At 36.7% G+C, this 17,874-nt stretch carries 11 protein-coding genes; 2 read left to right on the plus strand and 9 right to left on the minus strand.

Features of this window, described 5'->3' with window-relative positions; translation table 11 throughout:
• Together AC4MRQ_RS06950 and AC4MRQ_RS06955 are read left to right on the plus strand one after the other, a co-directional pair.
• A partial coding sequence (locus tag AC4MRQ_RS06950; protein WP_491196935.1) for a M64 family metallopeptidase occupies positions 1-600 on the plus strand: 600 nt, incomplete at its 5' end.
• A gap of 163 nt (positions 601-763) precedes the next feature.
• Complete coding sequence (locus tag AC4MRQ_RS06955; RefSeq protein ID WP_491196936.1) at positions 764-2,551, plus strand: methyl-accepting chemotaxis protein; 1,788 nt, start codon at positions 764-766, stop codon at positions 2,549-2,551.
• A 180-nt stretch (positions 2,552-2,731) separates the two neighbouring features.
• On the opposite strand, the gene AC4MRQ_RS06960 is transcribed toward AC4MRQ_RS06955, so the two are convergent.
• From AC4MRQ_RS06960 to AC4MRQ_RS07000, 9 genes are all read right to left on the minus strand, one after another.
• The gene (locus AC4MRQ_RS06960; RefSeq protein ID WP_491196937.1) at positions 2,732-4,345 is read right to left on the minus strand and encodes a sulfatase family protein; all 1,614 of its coding nucleotides are present in this window, start codon (positions 4,343-4,345) and stop codon (positions 2,732-2,734) included.
• Positions 4,346-4,857: 512 nt separating this feature from the next.
• Positions 4,858-5,754, minus strand: coding sequence for a S1 family peptidase (locus tag AC4MRQ_RS06965; protein WP_491196938.1), 897 nt, complete (start codon positions 5,752-5,754; stop codon positions 4,858-4,860).
• A gap of 7 nt (positions 5,755-5,761) precedes the next feature.
• Positions 5,762-6,877, minus strand: coding sequence for a thioredoxin family protein (locus AC4MRQ_RS06970; RefSeq protein ID WP_491196939.1), 1,116 nt, complete (start codon positions 6,875-6,877; stop codon positions 5,762-5,764).
• A 178-nt stretch (positions 6,878-7,055) separates the two neighbouring features.
• Positions 7,056-9,176: a T9SS type A sorting domain-containing protein gene (locus tag AC4MRQ_RS06975; protein WP_491196940.1), complete on the minus strand. Its 2,121-nt coding sequence runs from the start codon at positions 9,174-9,176 to the stop codon at positions 7,056-7,058.
• Positions 9,177-9,295: 119 nt separating this feature from the next.
• Entirely contained in the window at positions 9,296-10,573 is a 1,278-nt protein-coding gene (locus tag AC4MRQ_RS06980) for a zinc metalloprotease (protein ID WP_491196941.1), read from the minus strand.
• A 10-nt stretch (positions 10,574-10,583) separates the two neighbouring features.
• Positions 10,584-12,104, minus strand: coding sequence for a RagB/SusD family nutrient uptake outer membrane protein (locus tag AC4MRQ_RS06985; protein ID WP_491196942.1), 1,521 nt, complete (start codon positions 12,102-12,104; stop codon positions 10,584-10,586).
• An 11-nt stretch (positions 12,105-12,115) separates the two neighbouring features.
• On the minus strand, positions 12,116-15,646 hold the full coding sequence (locus AC4MRQ_RS06990; RefSeq protein ID WP_491196943.1) for a SusC/RagA family TonB-linked outer membrane protein: 3,531 nt from the start codon (positions 15,644-15,646) through the stop codon (positions 12,116-12,118).
• A 21-nt stretch (positions 15,647-15,667) separates the two neighbouring features.
• Positions 15,668-16,852 carry a FecR family protein gene (locus tag AC4MRQ_RS06995; RefSeq protein WP_491196944.1) on the minus strand — a complete coding sequence of 395 codons (1,185 nt, stop codon included), beginning with the start codon at positions 16,850-16,852 and terminating at the stop codon, positions 15,668-15,670.
• Positions 16,853-17,105: 253 nt separating this feature from the next.
• Positions 17,106-17,651 carry an RNA polymerase sigma factor gene (locus AC4MRQ_RS07000; protein WP_491196945.1) on the minus strand — a complete coding sequence of 182 codons (546 nt, stop codon included), beginning with the start codon at positions 17,649-17,651 and terminating at the stop codon, positions 17,106-17,108.
• Positions 17,652-17,874 lie beyond the last annotated feature (223 nt).

Here is a 17,874-nt window from a genome sequence, read left to right on the forward strand (position 1 = left end):
GCTGTTCCCTATGAGTTTACAGCAATCTTAATGAACGATTCTATCTATGGTGGCGGCGGAATTTACAACTTATATATCACGGCAGCCGTTAATAATGCTTTTCAGGAGTACTTATTTGTGCATGAGTTTGGCCATCACTTTGCCGATTTGGCCGATGAATATTACACCTCAGCAACAGCTTATGAAATGGATGCAGAGCATTTGGAGCCATGGGAGTTAAATGTGACAGCTAACACCGATCCGGAAACTATTAAATGGAAAGACATTCTCACACCTGACACTCCTCTTCCTACGCCATGGGATAAAAAGAAATACGACAAGCATAGCATTGAAGTTCAAAAGAAAAGAGTGGAAATGCGAAAAGCTAAAGTCGATGAGAAGGTAATGGAGGATTTCTTCCTGGATAAAAAAGCCTGGGACGATCATTTATTGGCGAATATGAAATATAGCGGTCATGTTGGTGCCTTTGAGGGTGCCCAATACAAAGCAAAAGGTTTATACCGTAGTGCTGCCAACTGCATCATGTTTACAAGACACGATCATTTTTGCCCGGCCTGTCAAAGAGCCATTAAACTAATTATTGAACAGTACACAAAGTAATTATAGAGCGCCATTAAGAAGTGAACCTTTTTAATGGCGTTATTTATTAGATAGAAATACAACCTGCTACATAATCCGTCAAAAACTTTACTTAAATCGAATCTTTTTCAAACTTTTTCAGTAGAAGTTTTGGATGTAATACCCTATTAATTAAAATTCTATAATGAAACGCTTTTCACCACGTAACACAACCATTAAACAACGCTTAACTATAAGCTTCTCAATTGCTGCTATTCTTATAATAATTGTTGGACTTTCCGGAAGAAGAGGCATATTAAAGTCAAAAAGTATCGTTGATGCTAAAAATGAATTGGTGAGTGCTGAAAAGGATTTACTGAGTGCTCGTTTACAAGCATTGTATTTTGTTCATTATAAAGACACATCTCAGATTAAAGGCATATTCGAAGTATTAGATTCAACAATAAACAAACTTGAACATGCAAAGAGCAATAAAGCTTTTATTGATCCCAATATTGATTCATTGCTGATTAACACAAATGTTTACAAGCAATCGTTTGAGACCTATTGTGCCATTGAATTGGATAAACAGAAGATTATTAAAAACTGGGGACGAAAAGGTAACACTGTAAGTGCTAATATCAATTTTGACAGAACACTCAATAATAACAGAAAAGTATCCAGACTTATTGAGCAAGCTCACAACCAGGTAAGATTAGCCTCATTGGAATTCATTGCCTATCCGCTTGAATCGAATGGTGATATTAACCAATCGGATTACAAAAAAACGGTTAGCAAGATTAAGAAAATAAATGGTCTGTTTGATAAATATTGCGCTGAAGATAAAACTTTGGAAGAGTGTTTAACCAAAATACAAAGTGCTTATAAAGAGTATGAAGAACTATTCGAAAATTATGTCCAGAAAAATATTGAGCAAGGAGGAGAACAAAAGAAGATGCAGGAAGCTGCCTTACTTGTTGGTGTATATGGCGCAAGGTTAGCGGAGAATGCAGAAAAAAAAGAGACAGCAACCATAACATCATCTAACTTCACCATAACGTCCTTGCTGATTATTGCTATCATACTAGGTTTTATCATCAGCCGATCGACCATACTCAATATTATACGACCACTTAAATCAGGACTCAACCTATCGCAGGCATTAGCAAAAGGAGAATTGTACCATGACATCGAGAATGAAGGAAAAGATGAAGTGAGTGAACTCATAGATGCTCTGATGCTGATGAACGAAAAAATAAGAGAGGTGGTTGATGAAATAAAGAGTGGAGCCAACCAGCTTAGTCTGGCCAGTCAAACACTCAATAAAAGCACAAAGGTACTAACCCAAGGAGCAAGCAGTCAGGCAGCTTCATTAGAGGAAGTGTCCACTACAATGGAAGAGATGGTAGCTAATATTGAGCAAAACTATCAAAATGCTAATGAAAGCGAACAAAAGTCAATGGATGTATTTGAGAGTATTCAGGATACAAGTGTGGACTCCAATAATGCAACAGAATCAAACAAACTTATCAGTAACAAGATCGCAATCATTAGTGAAATAGCTACACAAACAAATATTCTCGCACTTAATGCTGCTGTTGAGGCGGCTCGTGCCGGAGAACAAGGAAAAGGTTTTGCAGTTGTGGCCGCTGAGGTGCGAAAACTTGCCGAAAGGAGTCAAGCTGCTGCTACTGATATTATAAAAATAGCAGAGACCAGCGCACAACTTTCTGTGAGTTCCAATGATAAACTAACCAGTTCGATTCCTACTATACAGCAATCTAATCAGTTGATTAAAGAAATTACGGCATCAACTAAAGAACAACGTGACGGTGTAAATCAAATTAACTCTGCCATCCAGCAAATGAACAATACAACACAGCAGAATGCTGCAAGTAGTGAGGAAATAGCCAACAGTGCAGAAGAGCTTAACTTGCATGCTGAGCAATTAAAAGCCATGATGAATTACTTTACCCTTGAAAAGAGTAACTAATCGGATCGGTTAGTTATGTATGTTATACTATATGGGTTTGATAACAGACTTAGTAAAATATAATTAGCTTGGTTACTGACAAAATTTTAAAAGTCGGCCCGGTCGATCCTGTTTTATTCAGATCAACCGGGCCGTGCTTATTTTTTCTGTCTTATTGACTGCTAAAAGCAATTAGATTTATTATTTACTTCTATTAAGGAATTTATGAAGGTATGTGCTATCAAGCTCTGCCGAGTCATTGTATTTAACTCTTAGCTCGTTAAGTTTCTTTTTTAGTTTGGCTACAACATCAGCATAAGCCGGATCATTGTAGACATTCTTCATTTCATGAATATCTTTTTTACGATCGTATAACTCCCATTCATCCACATCATAATAAAAATGAACCAGTTTGTAATCTTCTGTCACCACGCCATAATGCCTCTTGACCATATGAATTGATGGATATTCATAATAGTGATAATATGCTGCATCTCTAAATCCACTGTTATCACCTTTAAACAAAGGCACCAAACTTTCGCCTTGCATATCGACAGGTGCTGATATTCCAGCAGCTTCCAGAAATGTTTGAGCAAAATCAAGATTCTGTACCATTTGTGTATTAACACTTTTCGGCTTTATAACATCCGGCCAGCGAACTAAAAGTGGCGTTTTAAAAGACTCATCATAAATAAAGCGTTTATCGAACCATCCATGCTCACCCAAATAAAAGCCCTGATCAGAAGTATACACAACGATGGTATTTTCTGCCAATCCATTATCATCAAGATACTTTAATACTTTTCCAACACCTTCATCAACCGAGGCTATGGTTCCCAAGTAATCCTGCATATATCGCTGATAACGCCATTTCATCAGTTCCTTTTCAGACATGTTTTTATAGTTCTTTTTAAAGTCTTCGTTAATAGGCCCGTAGACTTTATCCCATGCGGCTAGCTGCTCTGGCGTTTGACGACCAACCTGATGCTCAAAAGCTGATTTATCCCAATTACATGTTTCCGGTATTCCGAGTTCATCCATTAACTCCGGATATATCTTTGAATCTCCTGCCCAGTTCATATGCGCCAACAAATTCATTTCAGCAGTTTTAGCAGCAGAACCTCTTCCTTCGTAATTATCAAATAGCGTTTCAGGTTCGGGGAATGTTTTCTGAGTAAAAGTTTTATAATGTCTTTCGGAAGGCAACCATTCCCTGTGAGGTGCTTTATGCAAATACATTAATAAAAATGGCTCTTCCTTGTCTCTTTCATTATCCAGCCAATTTAAAGCCATATCGGTTATTATATCGGTTACATAACCTTCTAACCGCACATTCCCTTCCTTCTTTGTTATAAAATCTGGATTATAATAAACTCCCTGACCGGGCAAAATTTTAAATTCATCAAAACCTTTTGGATTATTTCCAAAATGCAACTTACCGAACATTGCTGTCTGATAACCTGCTTTTTGCAGTAATTGAGGAAAAGTTACTTGTGTGGTGTCAAAGGGAGAATAATTGTCAATCTTTCCATTGATATGACTGTGCTTACCTGTAAGAATCACAGCTCTTGAAGGTGCGCAAATAGAATTGGTGACACATGCATTGGTAAACAACATACCTTCATTAGCTAATCTATCAATGTTCGGTGTCTGCATCAACCTATCTGAATAGGCACTAATGGCCTGATATGCATGATCATCTGACATCATAAAAATAATATTGGGCCGCTCCTGTTTTTTTGATGATTTATGCTTCTGGCTGCATCCTGTGAACAACAGAACAAGCAATGCTAAAGGAATTAAAATTTGCTTCATCGATTTAAGATTACTTTTTAGATACCTAATTAATAGTGACGATTGACAAGCAAGTTATAAGTCAGCTGTCCTGATAAAGTTACTAATTGTTTTTAGGTATTTACATTACAATGAAAGCCGTTACGAACGGTAACACCAATTTATTCAGAAGTAAATTTGAAATATAGCAGATTAATCCATTAGGATTAAATACTGATTATCAACACATCACAGCACGCAAGTAATTTATTCTTGTCTATTTATTAGATTGGAAAAGTGCTGGATTAAATTAAACATACGGCTTAGAAAAATAAACATAAATGGAAAAACTCCATGTGAACCATACTCAACTTATTATGGAGTAATATGCGTAAATTCGAGTATTTATGATATCAAAGTTTACTGTGTGCATTCTATTAGAAGATGACGAACTAAATTCACGGTAACACTATTATACGTCAAAAGCACTAACTCCCAAGCTAATCTCAGGAACTAATGCTTTCAAAATTGGGAACTAATATTTTTATAACAATTTACATGCGCATTCCGGGCACAAATCTCTTACCGGCATTTTGAGATTTAATTTCTCTGTTGCACATTTGCTTTAACTCACTAACAGGGATAATATCACGCACTACCATCTGAACGCCTTTATCCTTTGTGTATGTAACTGTTCTGGTAGCTGATACAATCCCCACAACATGTCCTTTATCATTAAAAACAGGCGCTCCGCTGGAACCTTTAGCAAATTCAGCACTCATCGACTGACGCAATGCATTAAAATATGAATGGTAATATGAACGGGTTATCACACCATTGGAGTAGGTATAGAACATTTTGTCAGGATTACTGATGAGGTGTACATTTTCCCCAACCTCATTATTATCACCCAGAGATAAAGCTGTTAAGGGTACATTCGTTTCCACTTTAAAGACTGCTAAGTCATTGTCCTGATTGGCAGCAACAACTTTTTTAATTGGATACACATTGCCTTTATGATCCATCGCATAGTAGGCCAGAATCATCGATTGACTTTTCTTATCGCGGTGCAACATATGATGGTTGGTTACACAATAACCCTGCTCGTTAATCACAAACCCTGACGCTGTGTTCAGGTGGTAGTTCGGACAATTTTCACAAAGGTAGAGTTTGGCCACAATCAGTACACCTTCTTTAAGCTCTGAGAAGTTAAATTCGCTTTTCTTCGCTGCTTTTTGAAATTCTACTTTTGCAGACTTATAAAAGCGCATACTTTGGCTTAAATCATAACTGCCTTCGTATTCTCCGGCGTTGAATAGTTCCGTTGCTTTCTCTGTAAAATGATCTAATATGGCCTGATCTTTTACAAATCCTAATGTATCAAACCTGGCTTGCGCAAATGATATTTGAGCTAGTGCCAATAAAAATACAATCCAAATTCCTTTCATCATGTATATATTAATGTTTCTTTTCTTGTCTTTCCTCACCCAGTTCCTTAAAGGTCCGTTGGTATGATTCTTTTGCTTTCTCTGATTGCGTCTTGTTAACGGCCATCTCACACCATTTTTGAGCCAGCTCACGATACTGCTTGTCATCGCATCCGTTATTGATTTTTTCGGCGTGGTTCCATAAGATCTGTGCATGCATTTTATCACCCTTAGCTATAATATCAGCTTCCACAAGTTCAACAAAGCGTGTCCAGTTTTCAGTTAACAAAGCATAGCGCAAATTGGTAGAGTTGACAATACTTTCCACATCCTCTACATCATTGTCTTTCATCCACTGTATATATGCAGCGTAAGCATCCTGATCAATTACTTTCTTACCATCTTTTTCAATAAGGAATGATCTGGCTTTTTCACTAAATGCACCTCTCAGCTTAATTTCAACGTTACGGGAACCGTGAACAGCTTTAAAAAGATTTTTATTCTCATTGACGTAAAGAATAGGCTCTGTATCTGCATTATAAACACATGTTTTAATCAGAGAGTAATTATTTGGAGTGAGCCAGTTTTGTTGCTTTATATCCTTCAATATCTCAAGCGCTACTTTTTCCAGTTCTGCTTTCTCACCTGCCGATAAAAGGGCTTTCATATATTTATTTACAAAATCAAAATCGCGATTACCAGCATCATATTCCTTTTTCATGGCACCATAACCCGTCCCATCAATTGCTATTTTAGCTTCTTCTATCAGCTTATCAGCTTTTCTAAATCCTACCACACGATGTGCCACACTCCCATCCGCATTAATAAATAACATGGTTGGAAATGCCTCAACACCAAACTTATCCTTTAATTCCTTCCCTTCGCCCTTTTCCATATCAATTTTAACTGATATGAAATTGGCGTTAAAATATTCTCCCACTTCTTTTTGCGGAAACACCTCTTTAGCTAACTTTTTGCACGGTCCACACCATGAAGTGTAACAATCAAGGAAAATAATTTTCTTCTCTTTCTCAGCCTCGGCAATGGTTTCAGCCCATTTACCGTGAAAGAATTGAATACCTTCTTGTGCATTCATGGTTGAACCAATTATGCAGGAAAGGAATACAATGCTTAGAATTCTTCTCATCACTTTTATTTTTACTTTTGCATAAAAAAGAGACTATCCTCAGGATGAAATATTACGTAGTGCTTAATGTGTTACCGGCTAATTACAGTACCCTCTGGTACTGATTATTTTTTTGCAATACGTCTTACTTCAATACTTTCCGGATAGTCTCTTTTGATAAATATTAAGACTCAAATAATTATCTTACAATCAGTTTTTGAGTATAATCATTGACCTTAATGATGTATACACCATTTACCAATGATGAAATATCAAGAGTGCTATCGCCTCGAACATTTCTTTCCATTACTTTATGTCCTGATAAGCTAAAAATCTGAACATTTACTTGCTCTTCATCTGCTTTTACATAAATGTAACTTGTAGCAGGGTTAGGTGAAATACTTACGCTAGCTTCATTAAAAGGAGCATTTTCCAAAGAAGTTGGAATGTCTCCATCTTGCCATGTAAAGAACGGGCGTGTTTCACCATCAATTATTTTAATTTCCCAAGTATCAACAAAATCCCAACCTGCGAAGTTTGCTTCCACAGCGAAATCAGCTGTTGAAAGTCCTGTATTCGTAGGTGCTGAAGGAGATTGTGCAACGCCAATTGCAGATGATGTCAAGGTATTATCAAAGAAACAACCAGATCCTCCTGATCCTAAATTATGAGCAATTAAACCACCTTCAGCTAAAAATGGACCAACAGTAGCACCTGATACTGTACAAGCGCCATAAACATTAGTTAAGGATAGTGATAAACCAGATGTTGTTGCTGCTGTACCAATGACACCGCCGGCTTTTCTACCATCAACAGAACCCGTTGAATAACAATCTTGAATTGTCACCTTTCCTCTTGAATATCCTATCAATGCTCCAGCAGAAGCGGACGTGTTATCTTTCGAATTAGTGACTTCAACATCAAAAGCAAAACACTTTGTAATTTCTACATTTTCAACTTTACCTGCCAAAGCACCTGCATTAGTAGCTATACTAATGTTTGCACCAACAACACCTACATTCTGAATAATTGCCACTTCCGTATCAGAAGTTCCTCTAACATTTCCAAATAAACCGCCTTCACTGATGTCTGCAGCGATATACAAATTCAATATTACATGATCACCTCCATCGAATATACCTGTAAAAGCAGTTGTACTGTTTCCAATAGGCGAAAAACCAGCACCACTGTTCCAGTCTTTTGTTTCGGTAGCATCAATATCAGTATCTAATACCCATTCTTCACTCCATGCTTCATCATTTTCGCTTACCCAGCGAAGTTCAGCCAGATTGGTAATTGTTCCGCCAAGACCTTCAATTCGATCAGCTGGTTCAAGAGCGGCTGTTGTATATTGCTGGTGCCATGTTAAATATGGGCGTGTTTCACCATTAATTAATTTGATTTCCCAAGTATCAACAAAATCCCAACCTGTGAAGTTTGCTTCCACAGCGAAATCAGCTGTTGAAAGTCCTGTATTAGCCGGTGCTGAAGGAGATTGTGCAACGCCAATTGCAGATGATGTCAAGGTATTATCAAAGAAACAACCAGATCCTCCTGATCCTAAATTATGAGCAATTAAACCACCTTCAGCTAAAAATGGACCAACAGTAGCACCTGATACTGTACAAGCGCCATAAACATTAGTTAAGGATAGTGATAAACCAGATGTTGTTGCTGCTGTACCAATGACACCGCCGGCTTTTCTACCATCAACAGAACCCGTTGAATAACAATCTTGAATTGTCACCTTTCCTCTTGAATATCCTATCAATGCTCCAGCAGAAGCGGACGTGTTATCTTTCGAATTAGTGACTTCAACATCAAAAGCAAAACACTTTGTAATTTCTACATTTTCAACTTTACCTGCCAAAGCACCTGCATTAGTAGCTATACTAATGTTTGCACCAACAACACCTACATTCTGAATAATTGCCACTTCCGTATCAGAAGTTCCTCTAACATTTCCAAATAAACCGCCTTCACTGATGTCTGCAGCGATATACAAATTCAATATTACATGATCACCTCCATCGAATATACCTGTAAAAGCAGTTGTACTGTTTCCAATAGGCGAAAAACCAGCACCACTGTTCCAGTCTTTTGTTTCGGTAGCATCAATATCAGTATCTAATACCCATTCTTCACTCCATGCTTCATCATTTTCGCTTACCCAGCGAAATTCGGCCAGATTGGTAATTGTTCCGCCAAGACCTTCAATTCGATCAGCTGGTTCAACAGGGGATGTCTGTGCACTAACAAATGATGACACAAACAAAAGACATATTAATGCCAAAATTCCAAAAAAGTCGTTTTTTTTCATATGTTCACATTTTAGATTGTGAAACCACCGGATTTTAATGTCTGGAAGTTGGAAGCTTGTAACATTATTACTCCGGTAGGTTTCATTTCAATTGGTTAATAATGATTAAGAATGTTTTATTATTGATTTCCCGTTAAAGCAAAACTCGATTTCCATGGCTGACGTGAGGGGCAATTTTCCAATACCCATCTTACCCTTTTTACCTGTTCAGCTGAAATAACTTTATTAGTACTTACCTGATCCAGAATATTTTCTGAGTCAAAATAATTACCCTCTAAATTTTTCTTTTCCTTACTATTTTTAAAAAGCTCCGAATACTCAAATGTATCAAAACAGTAATCGGTACCGCTATTACCACTTTGAACGACTGTTGGAATTAAACCAAGGTGCTGCCCAACTACCTGTGGCCAGTTAGTAGAAAGAAAATGATAAGTATACCTGCTGATATTGTCCTCAAAATGAGCTCCAATTAAGATGCCAATAAGCTCTGCCTGTTTAATTTGACGAGCATATGCTTCCACATCCTCAACTGAAACGAATGCTGTTAAATCAAGACCTTCTAAGTACTCCAGTTCATCAGTGGTATCAAATACATCAGTTGGTAAATAATTATCCATAGCAGGTGCCGAACTGACATAAATATTCAGATAATGCTCAGGTGACCAATCTTCTGTCAGATCTAATATTTCTTCGCTCAAATCCGCTCCGTCATATGCACTATTAAGTGCATTTACTCCAGACATACCCAATAATATGCCATTTGGATCATACTTTGCCAGTGTAAATTCAATATTTGGATTACCACTATTGGCTGCCCTGTATTCCGGATTATCGTATACAGCATTTAACTGGTCAATAATTCTTTGAAAATCACTTGCTTCATAGCTAAAGAAGTCGTAATCCTTACTTTCAATCATATGAAATACAACAGGAATGGTAACTTTATCATGATTTTCATCAAGCGGCAATATGCTTACTTTCAAGCCTTTTTCAGCTCTTATTCCGCTTACTTCTGCAAATATTTCTATTTCACTTCTATCATCATTGATTACCAAGGGGAACTCCAATGGCTCGTTATTTTCATCATAAAATGAGATCTCGCTCAATGGCACACGATCATTTTTGAGGCGCAATGTATCTGTTACTTCTTCTGTGATCGTAATTGTATCACCATCCTCATTTACTTCAAAATCTTTTTCTATATAGGTAACAATATCATAATACAGAAATGATGCATCGAGTGTATTAACGCCATTCTTATAATATATATCGCTATTGATTTTTGTTTCGACATATTTGACTTTCTCCGGTTGATAATCAAACTCTACAATTTCATAATCATCCGGTGTGCATGAAAATAATGTCAATACAGATAGGTATATCAATATTTTATTCATAATAAAGTCTTTACCAATTAGGATTTTGTTTTAAGTCTAAATTATAGGTCAGCTCACGATTAGGGATCATAAAGGCATACCTGTAATCATCAGGTTCCAGTGTGAGGCTTACTTCACCAAGTTCAGAATCATTAAATTTTCGAGTAACCGTATGATTGGTACGTTTCATATCAAGCCAGCGCATTTCATGTTCTGCCAAAAATTCCTTACGCCGCTCATTCATAATTTCTTCCAACACATCTGTTGAGGAATAAGCATCTGTATTTTTGGCTTGCTTGAATTCATCGAGCCATTGAGTGGCCTCGGTCGTTTGATTAGTTCTTGCATATGCTTCTGCAATAATCAAGTGCATTTCTTCCGCCCTGAACATTGCATAGGTTTCATTATTAACACGGTACCTGTCATAAGGGTACTTACAGATAAACTTTCGTTCATTTTCAATATTATGGAATATAAAAGCTCCATTATAATTATAGTCCCTGGAAGGAGGTGAATCTTTCCAGTATCTGATATCGCCCTCTTCAAATAATGACACCAGCTCTTCGGTGGCAGGCATCGCATTATCCAGTCTGCCAGCCAATGGCTTACCCCAAATATTACTATGTGAGATATTGGATTTACGTCCCCAATAAAATACAAGAAGGGCATGGGGATTATTTTTATGCAGAACACTTGCAGTATTATCCTGTTTAAATAAGTTAAGATAATCGTCCTGCTCACTAACAATACTAATCTTTTCCAATACCTCTACTGCATTAAGCCTCGCATTTTCCCAATCAGAACTCTCTTGTGCCGCACTCAGTGCCTTAAACTGATAAATATTAGCTAATAAGCTATGAATAACATACTTGTTAAAGAAGATATTATAATCTTCTTCAGGTTTTACATCAAATTGCAAAACTTCATTCAGTTCCTCAATAAAGAAATCATACAGATCAGATTGTGTCCACCGCAATCCCTTATAGCCAGTCACATTGTCTGCATCAAGATTCAAAGGTATACCGTAGTCATTATTATCATATACGCAGAAAAACTGAAGTAGCTTAAATGCGTTCCATACCCTGATGGTACGTGCTTCACCTTCAATGATTTGCTTATCAGCTTCCTTACCACTTGCATTGCCCAGTTCTTTAAGTATCTGATTACAAAAGCCTATAGCTGCATATCCTTCATTCCATAATGTTGTATGTCTGTCGATCTGTTGCCATCTGACACCCTGAACGTATTGTGCTTGCATTTGGGTGTAAAGGGCATAACCCATAGATGGAAACAGTTCACTGTCTAATTCATCAGATTGAAATAAGCCCAATTGTTGAGTAGTGATCCAACTCGGTAAAAAATTCACTTTTGTTTGTCGAACATCAGTACTTGTAAATGGATCAACAGCTCCACTTAAGTATAAGGCCATGGTGCCTTTAACATCTGCAACATCTTTTATCACAATTTCATTTGCCGGATCTACTTCTAAAAAATCAGTGCAAGAAACAGATGATAAAAGAATAAGGAGGGCGATATATATTTTTTTATGCATGGATATCTCTATTAAAATTCAACACTTAAATTCCCAATAATACGCACGGGATTAGGGTACGTCACTGTTCCCAATCCTTCAGGGTCCAATCCCTTATATTTTGTCCATGTCGCTAAATTCATTCCTGTAATACCAACTTTCAAACGATTAATATTCAAATCCTTGATTATGTTTTGCGGAACATTATAACTTAACGATATTGAAGCCATTTTTAAGAAATCACCTTTTTCATAATCAGTATCAAATAGATAAAACGCGTAGGTATTTCTATAAGCACCATCACGTAATTGAGGCAGTGGTGCGATATCCCCAGGTTCACGCCAGTGATTTAAATCAGTCACTATGGTGTTCTGATTAAATCTTTCCAGATCAATCTTGTTATTGTTAATCGATCGGATATAATGCCCCATCGAATAAGTAAACTGACTCGCCAGGCTCCATCCTTTGTATCTGGCATTTAATCCAAATCCTCCATTAACAGGGGGGTAACCTGAACCGATTTTCGATAAGGTTCCCTGATGAATTTCAGACAAATGTGAATATTTATCGAAGTCAACCACTTTTCTCCCATTAATTTCCGAATGAATTTGCCATGGTTGGATAAAAGAATCATCATTCACATAAACTAATGTGTTACCTGTAAGTGGATCAACACCAGCAAAATTATATCCAAAGATTGTTCCTACCTCATACCCCTGCACATAATGAACTGTTTGCTGTTTACTAACCATACCTAAATCCGCGGGTTTTTTATTTTCGGATTCAAGAATTTCGTTGAAATTATGTGCAATATTAAAATTTGCGGTAAAACTAAGATCGTTTCGTTCATATACCCGCGCATTAAGGCTTATCTCATACCCTTTGTTTACCAACGATGCAACATTAGCTCTAACTGATGTTAAACCACTTGAATTGGGTAAGTAGGTAACTCCTAATAAATCTTCGACCTTATTGTTGTAATAGTTTAATGAACCATTGATTTTATTTCTTAATAAACCAAAATCCAGCCCGAGGTTTCTGTCCAGCTTTTTTTGCCACTTAATATCCGGATTGCTCCAGTTAATATTGTTTGGTACATAGACATTATCATATGAATAAAGCGTACTATAATTTAATACGGAAAAAGGAAGAGCTGTTCGGTCAATACTACCGGTATATCCATAACCAAAGCGAAATGAAAGAACATCAACAATTGATGAATTATCTAAAAAACTTTCATTATGGGCATTCCATTTAAAACTTGTGTTCCAAAGGGGAGTAAAATTGTTTGTATTTGCAACTGTGTTAACACCATCGTACCTGATGCTAGCACTGGCAACATAACGGTCATCAAAGCTATAGGAACCTGTAGTAAAATAACTTAATCGCTTGTTCTCGTTGAAATACGAGCCTCCTAATTTATCCAGATCAAAACTTGTAAGTGGTAAATCCAGGTTTGGATATCCCCCTAAACGGTAATTAGGATAATATTCGGGCATCATATTATAAAAGCTATTTACTAAACTTTGAGCCATTTCCATACCAACCATTGCATTTATAAAATGTTTCTCTGCAATCGTCCGGTTGAATGTTAGCAGGTTTCTTAACTGCCATTCATTATTACGGCCAGATGATTCCTTTAAAAAACCATTGTTATTCTCGTGAGCGTACGAGATGGTATTTGATGTAGAAAGCCAGCCATTACGAATAGAACGAATAGACCCGGGAGAAGCCCAGTCTTCAACATTGTTGTTGCTGAAGCTATAAGAATATAGTGATTCAGCACTTAGAAAATTAAATATATCCCATGTGGCCTTAATATTAAAAGTAGCAGAATTTGCCTGCGTGTGCTTGTTTCCGTCTGCAAGATCCTGAAGAATATTGTAATCATATTCATAATTACCATCTCCCAGGTACCAGCCATTTTGATAGGAGCGATCGTATGCGTACGAACCATCTTCATTGTATGGTTTCTCATATGGGTTCGCAAAGATCGCATACTGAAAAGGGTCCATACCAGTAGCTGTCGTCGGATAATCATCCTTCCTTAGATTACCCCTAAATCCTGTCTCTATCTGCAACTTGTCATAAACTTTATAATTAATTTTAAATGTCGCAGAGAAATTCGTGTTTTCATTGCCTTGGAGGGTACCCTGTGTATCTCTGATGTTTCCGGATACATAGTAATTCATTTTTTCATCGCCCCCACGAAATGTCATGGAATATTGTTGATAAAATGCAGGTCGAAAAATCACATCTAACCAATCGGTGTTTGTATTTCTCAACTTATTAAGCATTTCTTCTCCCTCACTTGGCGTTATAACACCATTATCCATGTTTTTAGCAATGAGGTAAGCCCGTCCTGCCATAGAAAGATTCTGATTATCATTGTACAAATTCAATTCCAATTGAACTTTTTGCGCACTATTCATCATTTGCAGGCTACTTCTGGGAGCCATATCAACACCCCATTGAGCTGAAAGACTCATCGTTTTTTGCCCTGCAACACCTTTTTTTGTTTCAATAACAATAACTCCATTTGCTGCTCTGGCACCATAAATAGCAGTGGCAGCAGCATCCTTCAATACTGTTATTGATGCAATGTCTTCGGGAGGAATATTACCGATCCCATCAGTAAATAAATTGTTTTGGAGATCAACACCACCAATACCAACCGAAGGGACAGCCCCCTGCATTTCAACACCATCGACAATCCACACAGGATTCATATCTCCCGTTATGGAATTCAGTCCTCTGATCCTAATCTGGGTGGATGCTCCCGGGCGGCCTGTTGTGCTGATTGACGAAACACCAGCCATTTGTCCACGGATAGCCTGATCAATAGTCACAGCACCGGTTTGGGCAATTTCGTGAGCACTCATGCCAGAAACAGATCCGGTCATTCGTTCCTTTTTAATTTCCTGATATCCGGTTACAACGACCTGCCCAATTTCGTTCATATCCTCATCCAGATAAACCGTATATTCATCATCTTGGCGAATGGGTATCTCCTGTGGTTCATAACCAATAAAGGTCACTACTAATACTACACCACTGGCGGGCACTTCAATGGAAAAGTTGCCATCAATATCAGTTACGGTTCCTTTCCTGCCATATTTATCCAGGATATTTGCCCCAGGTAATGGTTCTTTGGTTTTAGAATCCAAAACCTGTCCTTTGATTATTCTATTCGGTTGTTGCTGACTTGCTTGTTGTTTATTTTTTGTTATTACAACTGTTTGGTCAACCACCTTATACTTCAGGTCTCTCTCTGTTAATAAAACGTCGAGGATTTCATCAACACTTAAGTCACTCGCTTGAATAGAAACTTTTTCAGAATCATCTAACTCTTTAGTGCTATAAACAAAAGTATATTGTGTTTGTTGCCATATCTGTTTGAACACTTCGGACAAAGACTCATATTCAACGTTCAATGTTATTTTCTTACCATTTTGAGTGCCTGCGTAAACTGTTGTATTAACACTACTCCATGATAAGAGAATTAATATGACAGTCCACAGAAAATGAGATTTTCTTCTGACTATTGGATTATTTTCGTTCATAGATTATGTAATTGTTTTCCTTTAGTTGATTGTACGAATTTGAATTTTATCTTGCGTTTTAATAAACTTCACCTGCTCTGTTAACTCTATTATTTCCATCACCTTATCAAAACTTTCATATTTCTGAACATTAAGAACAAAGGTGTGTGATGCTGCATCCTTATCATCAAAAGCGATATCCACATCATACCATCTGGCCATCACTTTCATGATCTCATCCAAGGGCTTATTTTCGAATACAAAATACCCTTCTTTCCATGCAACATATGGATAAGTATCCACCTTTTTATGCACAAACGTTCCAGATTCATTATTCAATATTAATTGCTCAGAAGGGCGCAACACTTTATTTATCTGCTCGCCAGTTTTATTATTAAAACTCGCCTGCACTTTACCTTCAACAAGTGTTGTTACTACATTATTATCGTCTTCATATGCTGTTACATTGAAAGCCGTACCTAACACTGTAATTTGTTGTTGAGAAGTTTCTACAATAAAAGGCTTATGCGGGTTTGTTACTACTTCAAAGTAAGCTTCCCCACTTAGTTTTACTTTTCGCATATCAGCATTAAAAGCAACTGGGTATTCCAATTGGGACTTTGCATTTAACCACACTTTTGTGCCATCAGCTAATATGACATGATAATCCATCCCTTCCGGTATCTGAAGTGTATTTAATAACTCTTCAACAACAATATTACCACTTTCATATTTCAATTCACGGTTTTGGTTTTGAATCTCAATCCCTTGATCATTAATTTCTTCTATATCAGATGATAATACCTGAACTGTTCCGTCGGCCAATATTAGTTTAGCTTCTGTTTCCTGAGGTCTAATGTTCTCGTCTGCTGTAAGTACATTATTGGATTCCTCATTAAAATCACTATACCAATAAGCAACAGACCCCACTGATAACAATAATATGACGATGGCAGCCCGATAAATAATGCGCTGTAAAACAACTTTTCTAAATTGAGAATTTAATGTGCGCTCTTGTCTTACCCATGCCTTTTCAATATCAATCTTTTCACTTTGTAAGCGATGCTGACCATTAATTAATTCTGATCTTATTTCATCATAAAGCCGTTCATTATCGCCTAAACCCATCCATTTTTCAAGTTCATCACTTTCAGATACCTTTATTACACCTAATAAATCCTTGTTTATCAACTCGGCAATGTGAATATGCTCATGAACCTTATTCATACTGTTTATTTTGTAATTTCTTAATTGTCGATTACTTATATCTTCAATTAATTAATAATCTTTTATTGTGTCACTATTACTAAGACACACCATAAAATAAGATGGGTAGTGAATATTTTGTTTTTCCATAAATCATATTGATAATAGTATCTAATTACCAATAATAACTCACACCTTATTGCTCACTAACAGTAATTTACTGCCAATTTGCCAAAATGTAAAGAAAACAAACTTCCTGTACCGGATTTGGGTTCTATGTTAGTAGTATTAATAAGTAGAAATGCCCTTCAAGCTTTTCTTTTAACTTATTTAGCGCTGACTTTTTATGGTATTTAACTGTATCAATGGTGATACCCATCTCTTCAGCTATATCCTGACGTGAATACCCTTCTAACGTCAATAAAACGACCTTTTTTGCATTTTCGTTTAAATCGTCAATCGCTTGATAAAATAAACGAAAGGTCTCCTCTTTTATTATTTCATCTGCAAAATCATCATCAGCTTCGAGGCGTAATAACTCATCACTGTTAGATTTATTCGATTTGCTATTGCGTAAAAAATTAAGACTTTTGTTACGCAGAGTAGTATATAAGTAAGACTTGATAGCTGTTGCTGATCTTAATTGGTTCCGATTATTCCAGAGCGCAACAAACGTTTCCTGAACCAAATCTTCAACATCGTCGGTGTCTGCAATATATTTAGATGCAAACATTACCATACCTTTATAGTAAAGTTTAAATACTTTTTGATACGATGACCTTGTGGTGATTTTTAATGGTTGATCAGTAGCTTTGCTCATTAACTCGCTTCTAAATATCTCCTACAAATGTATAGCTTTTAAAGTTATCTCTAAACCACAAATGTAGTATACTCTAAATTATCCGTCATTATAAAACAAAAATATCTAATGATATTAATAGCTCATACTCCCAAATTGAATAATCATATCTGTAAAATGTATACATGAACCTGTAATTGATATACAACAGGATATTAATGTGATTATACCTTTGTATAGTTAA

The sequence above is a fragment of the Carboxylicivirga sp. genome (genome assembly GCF_982718395.1).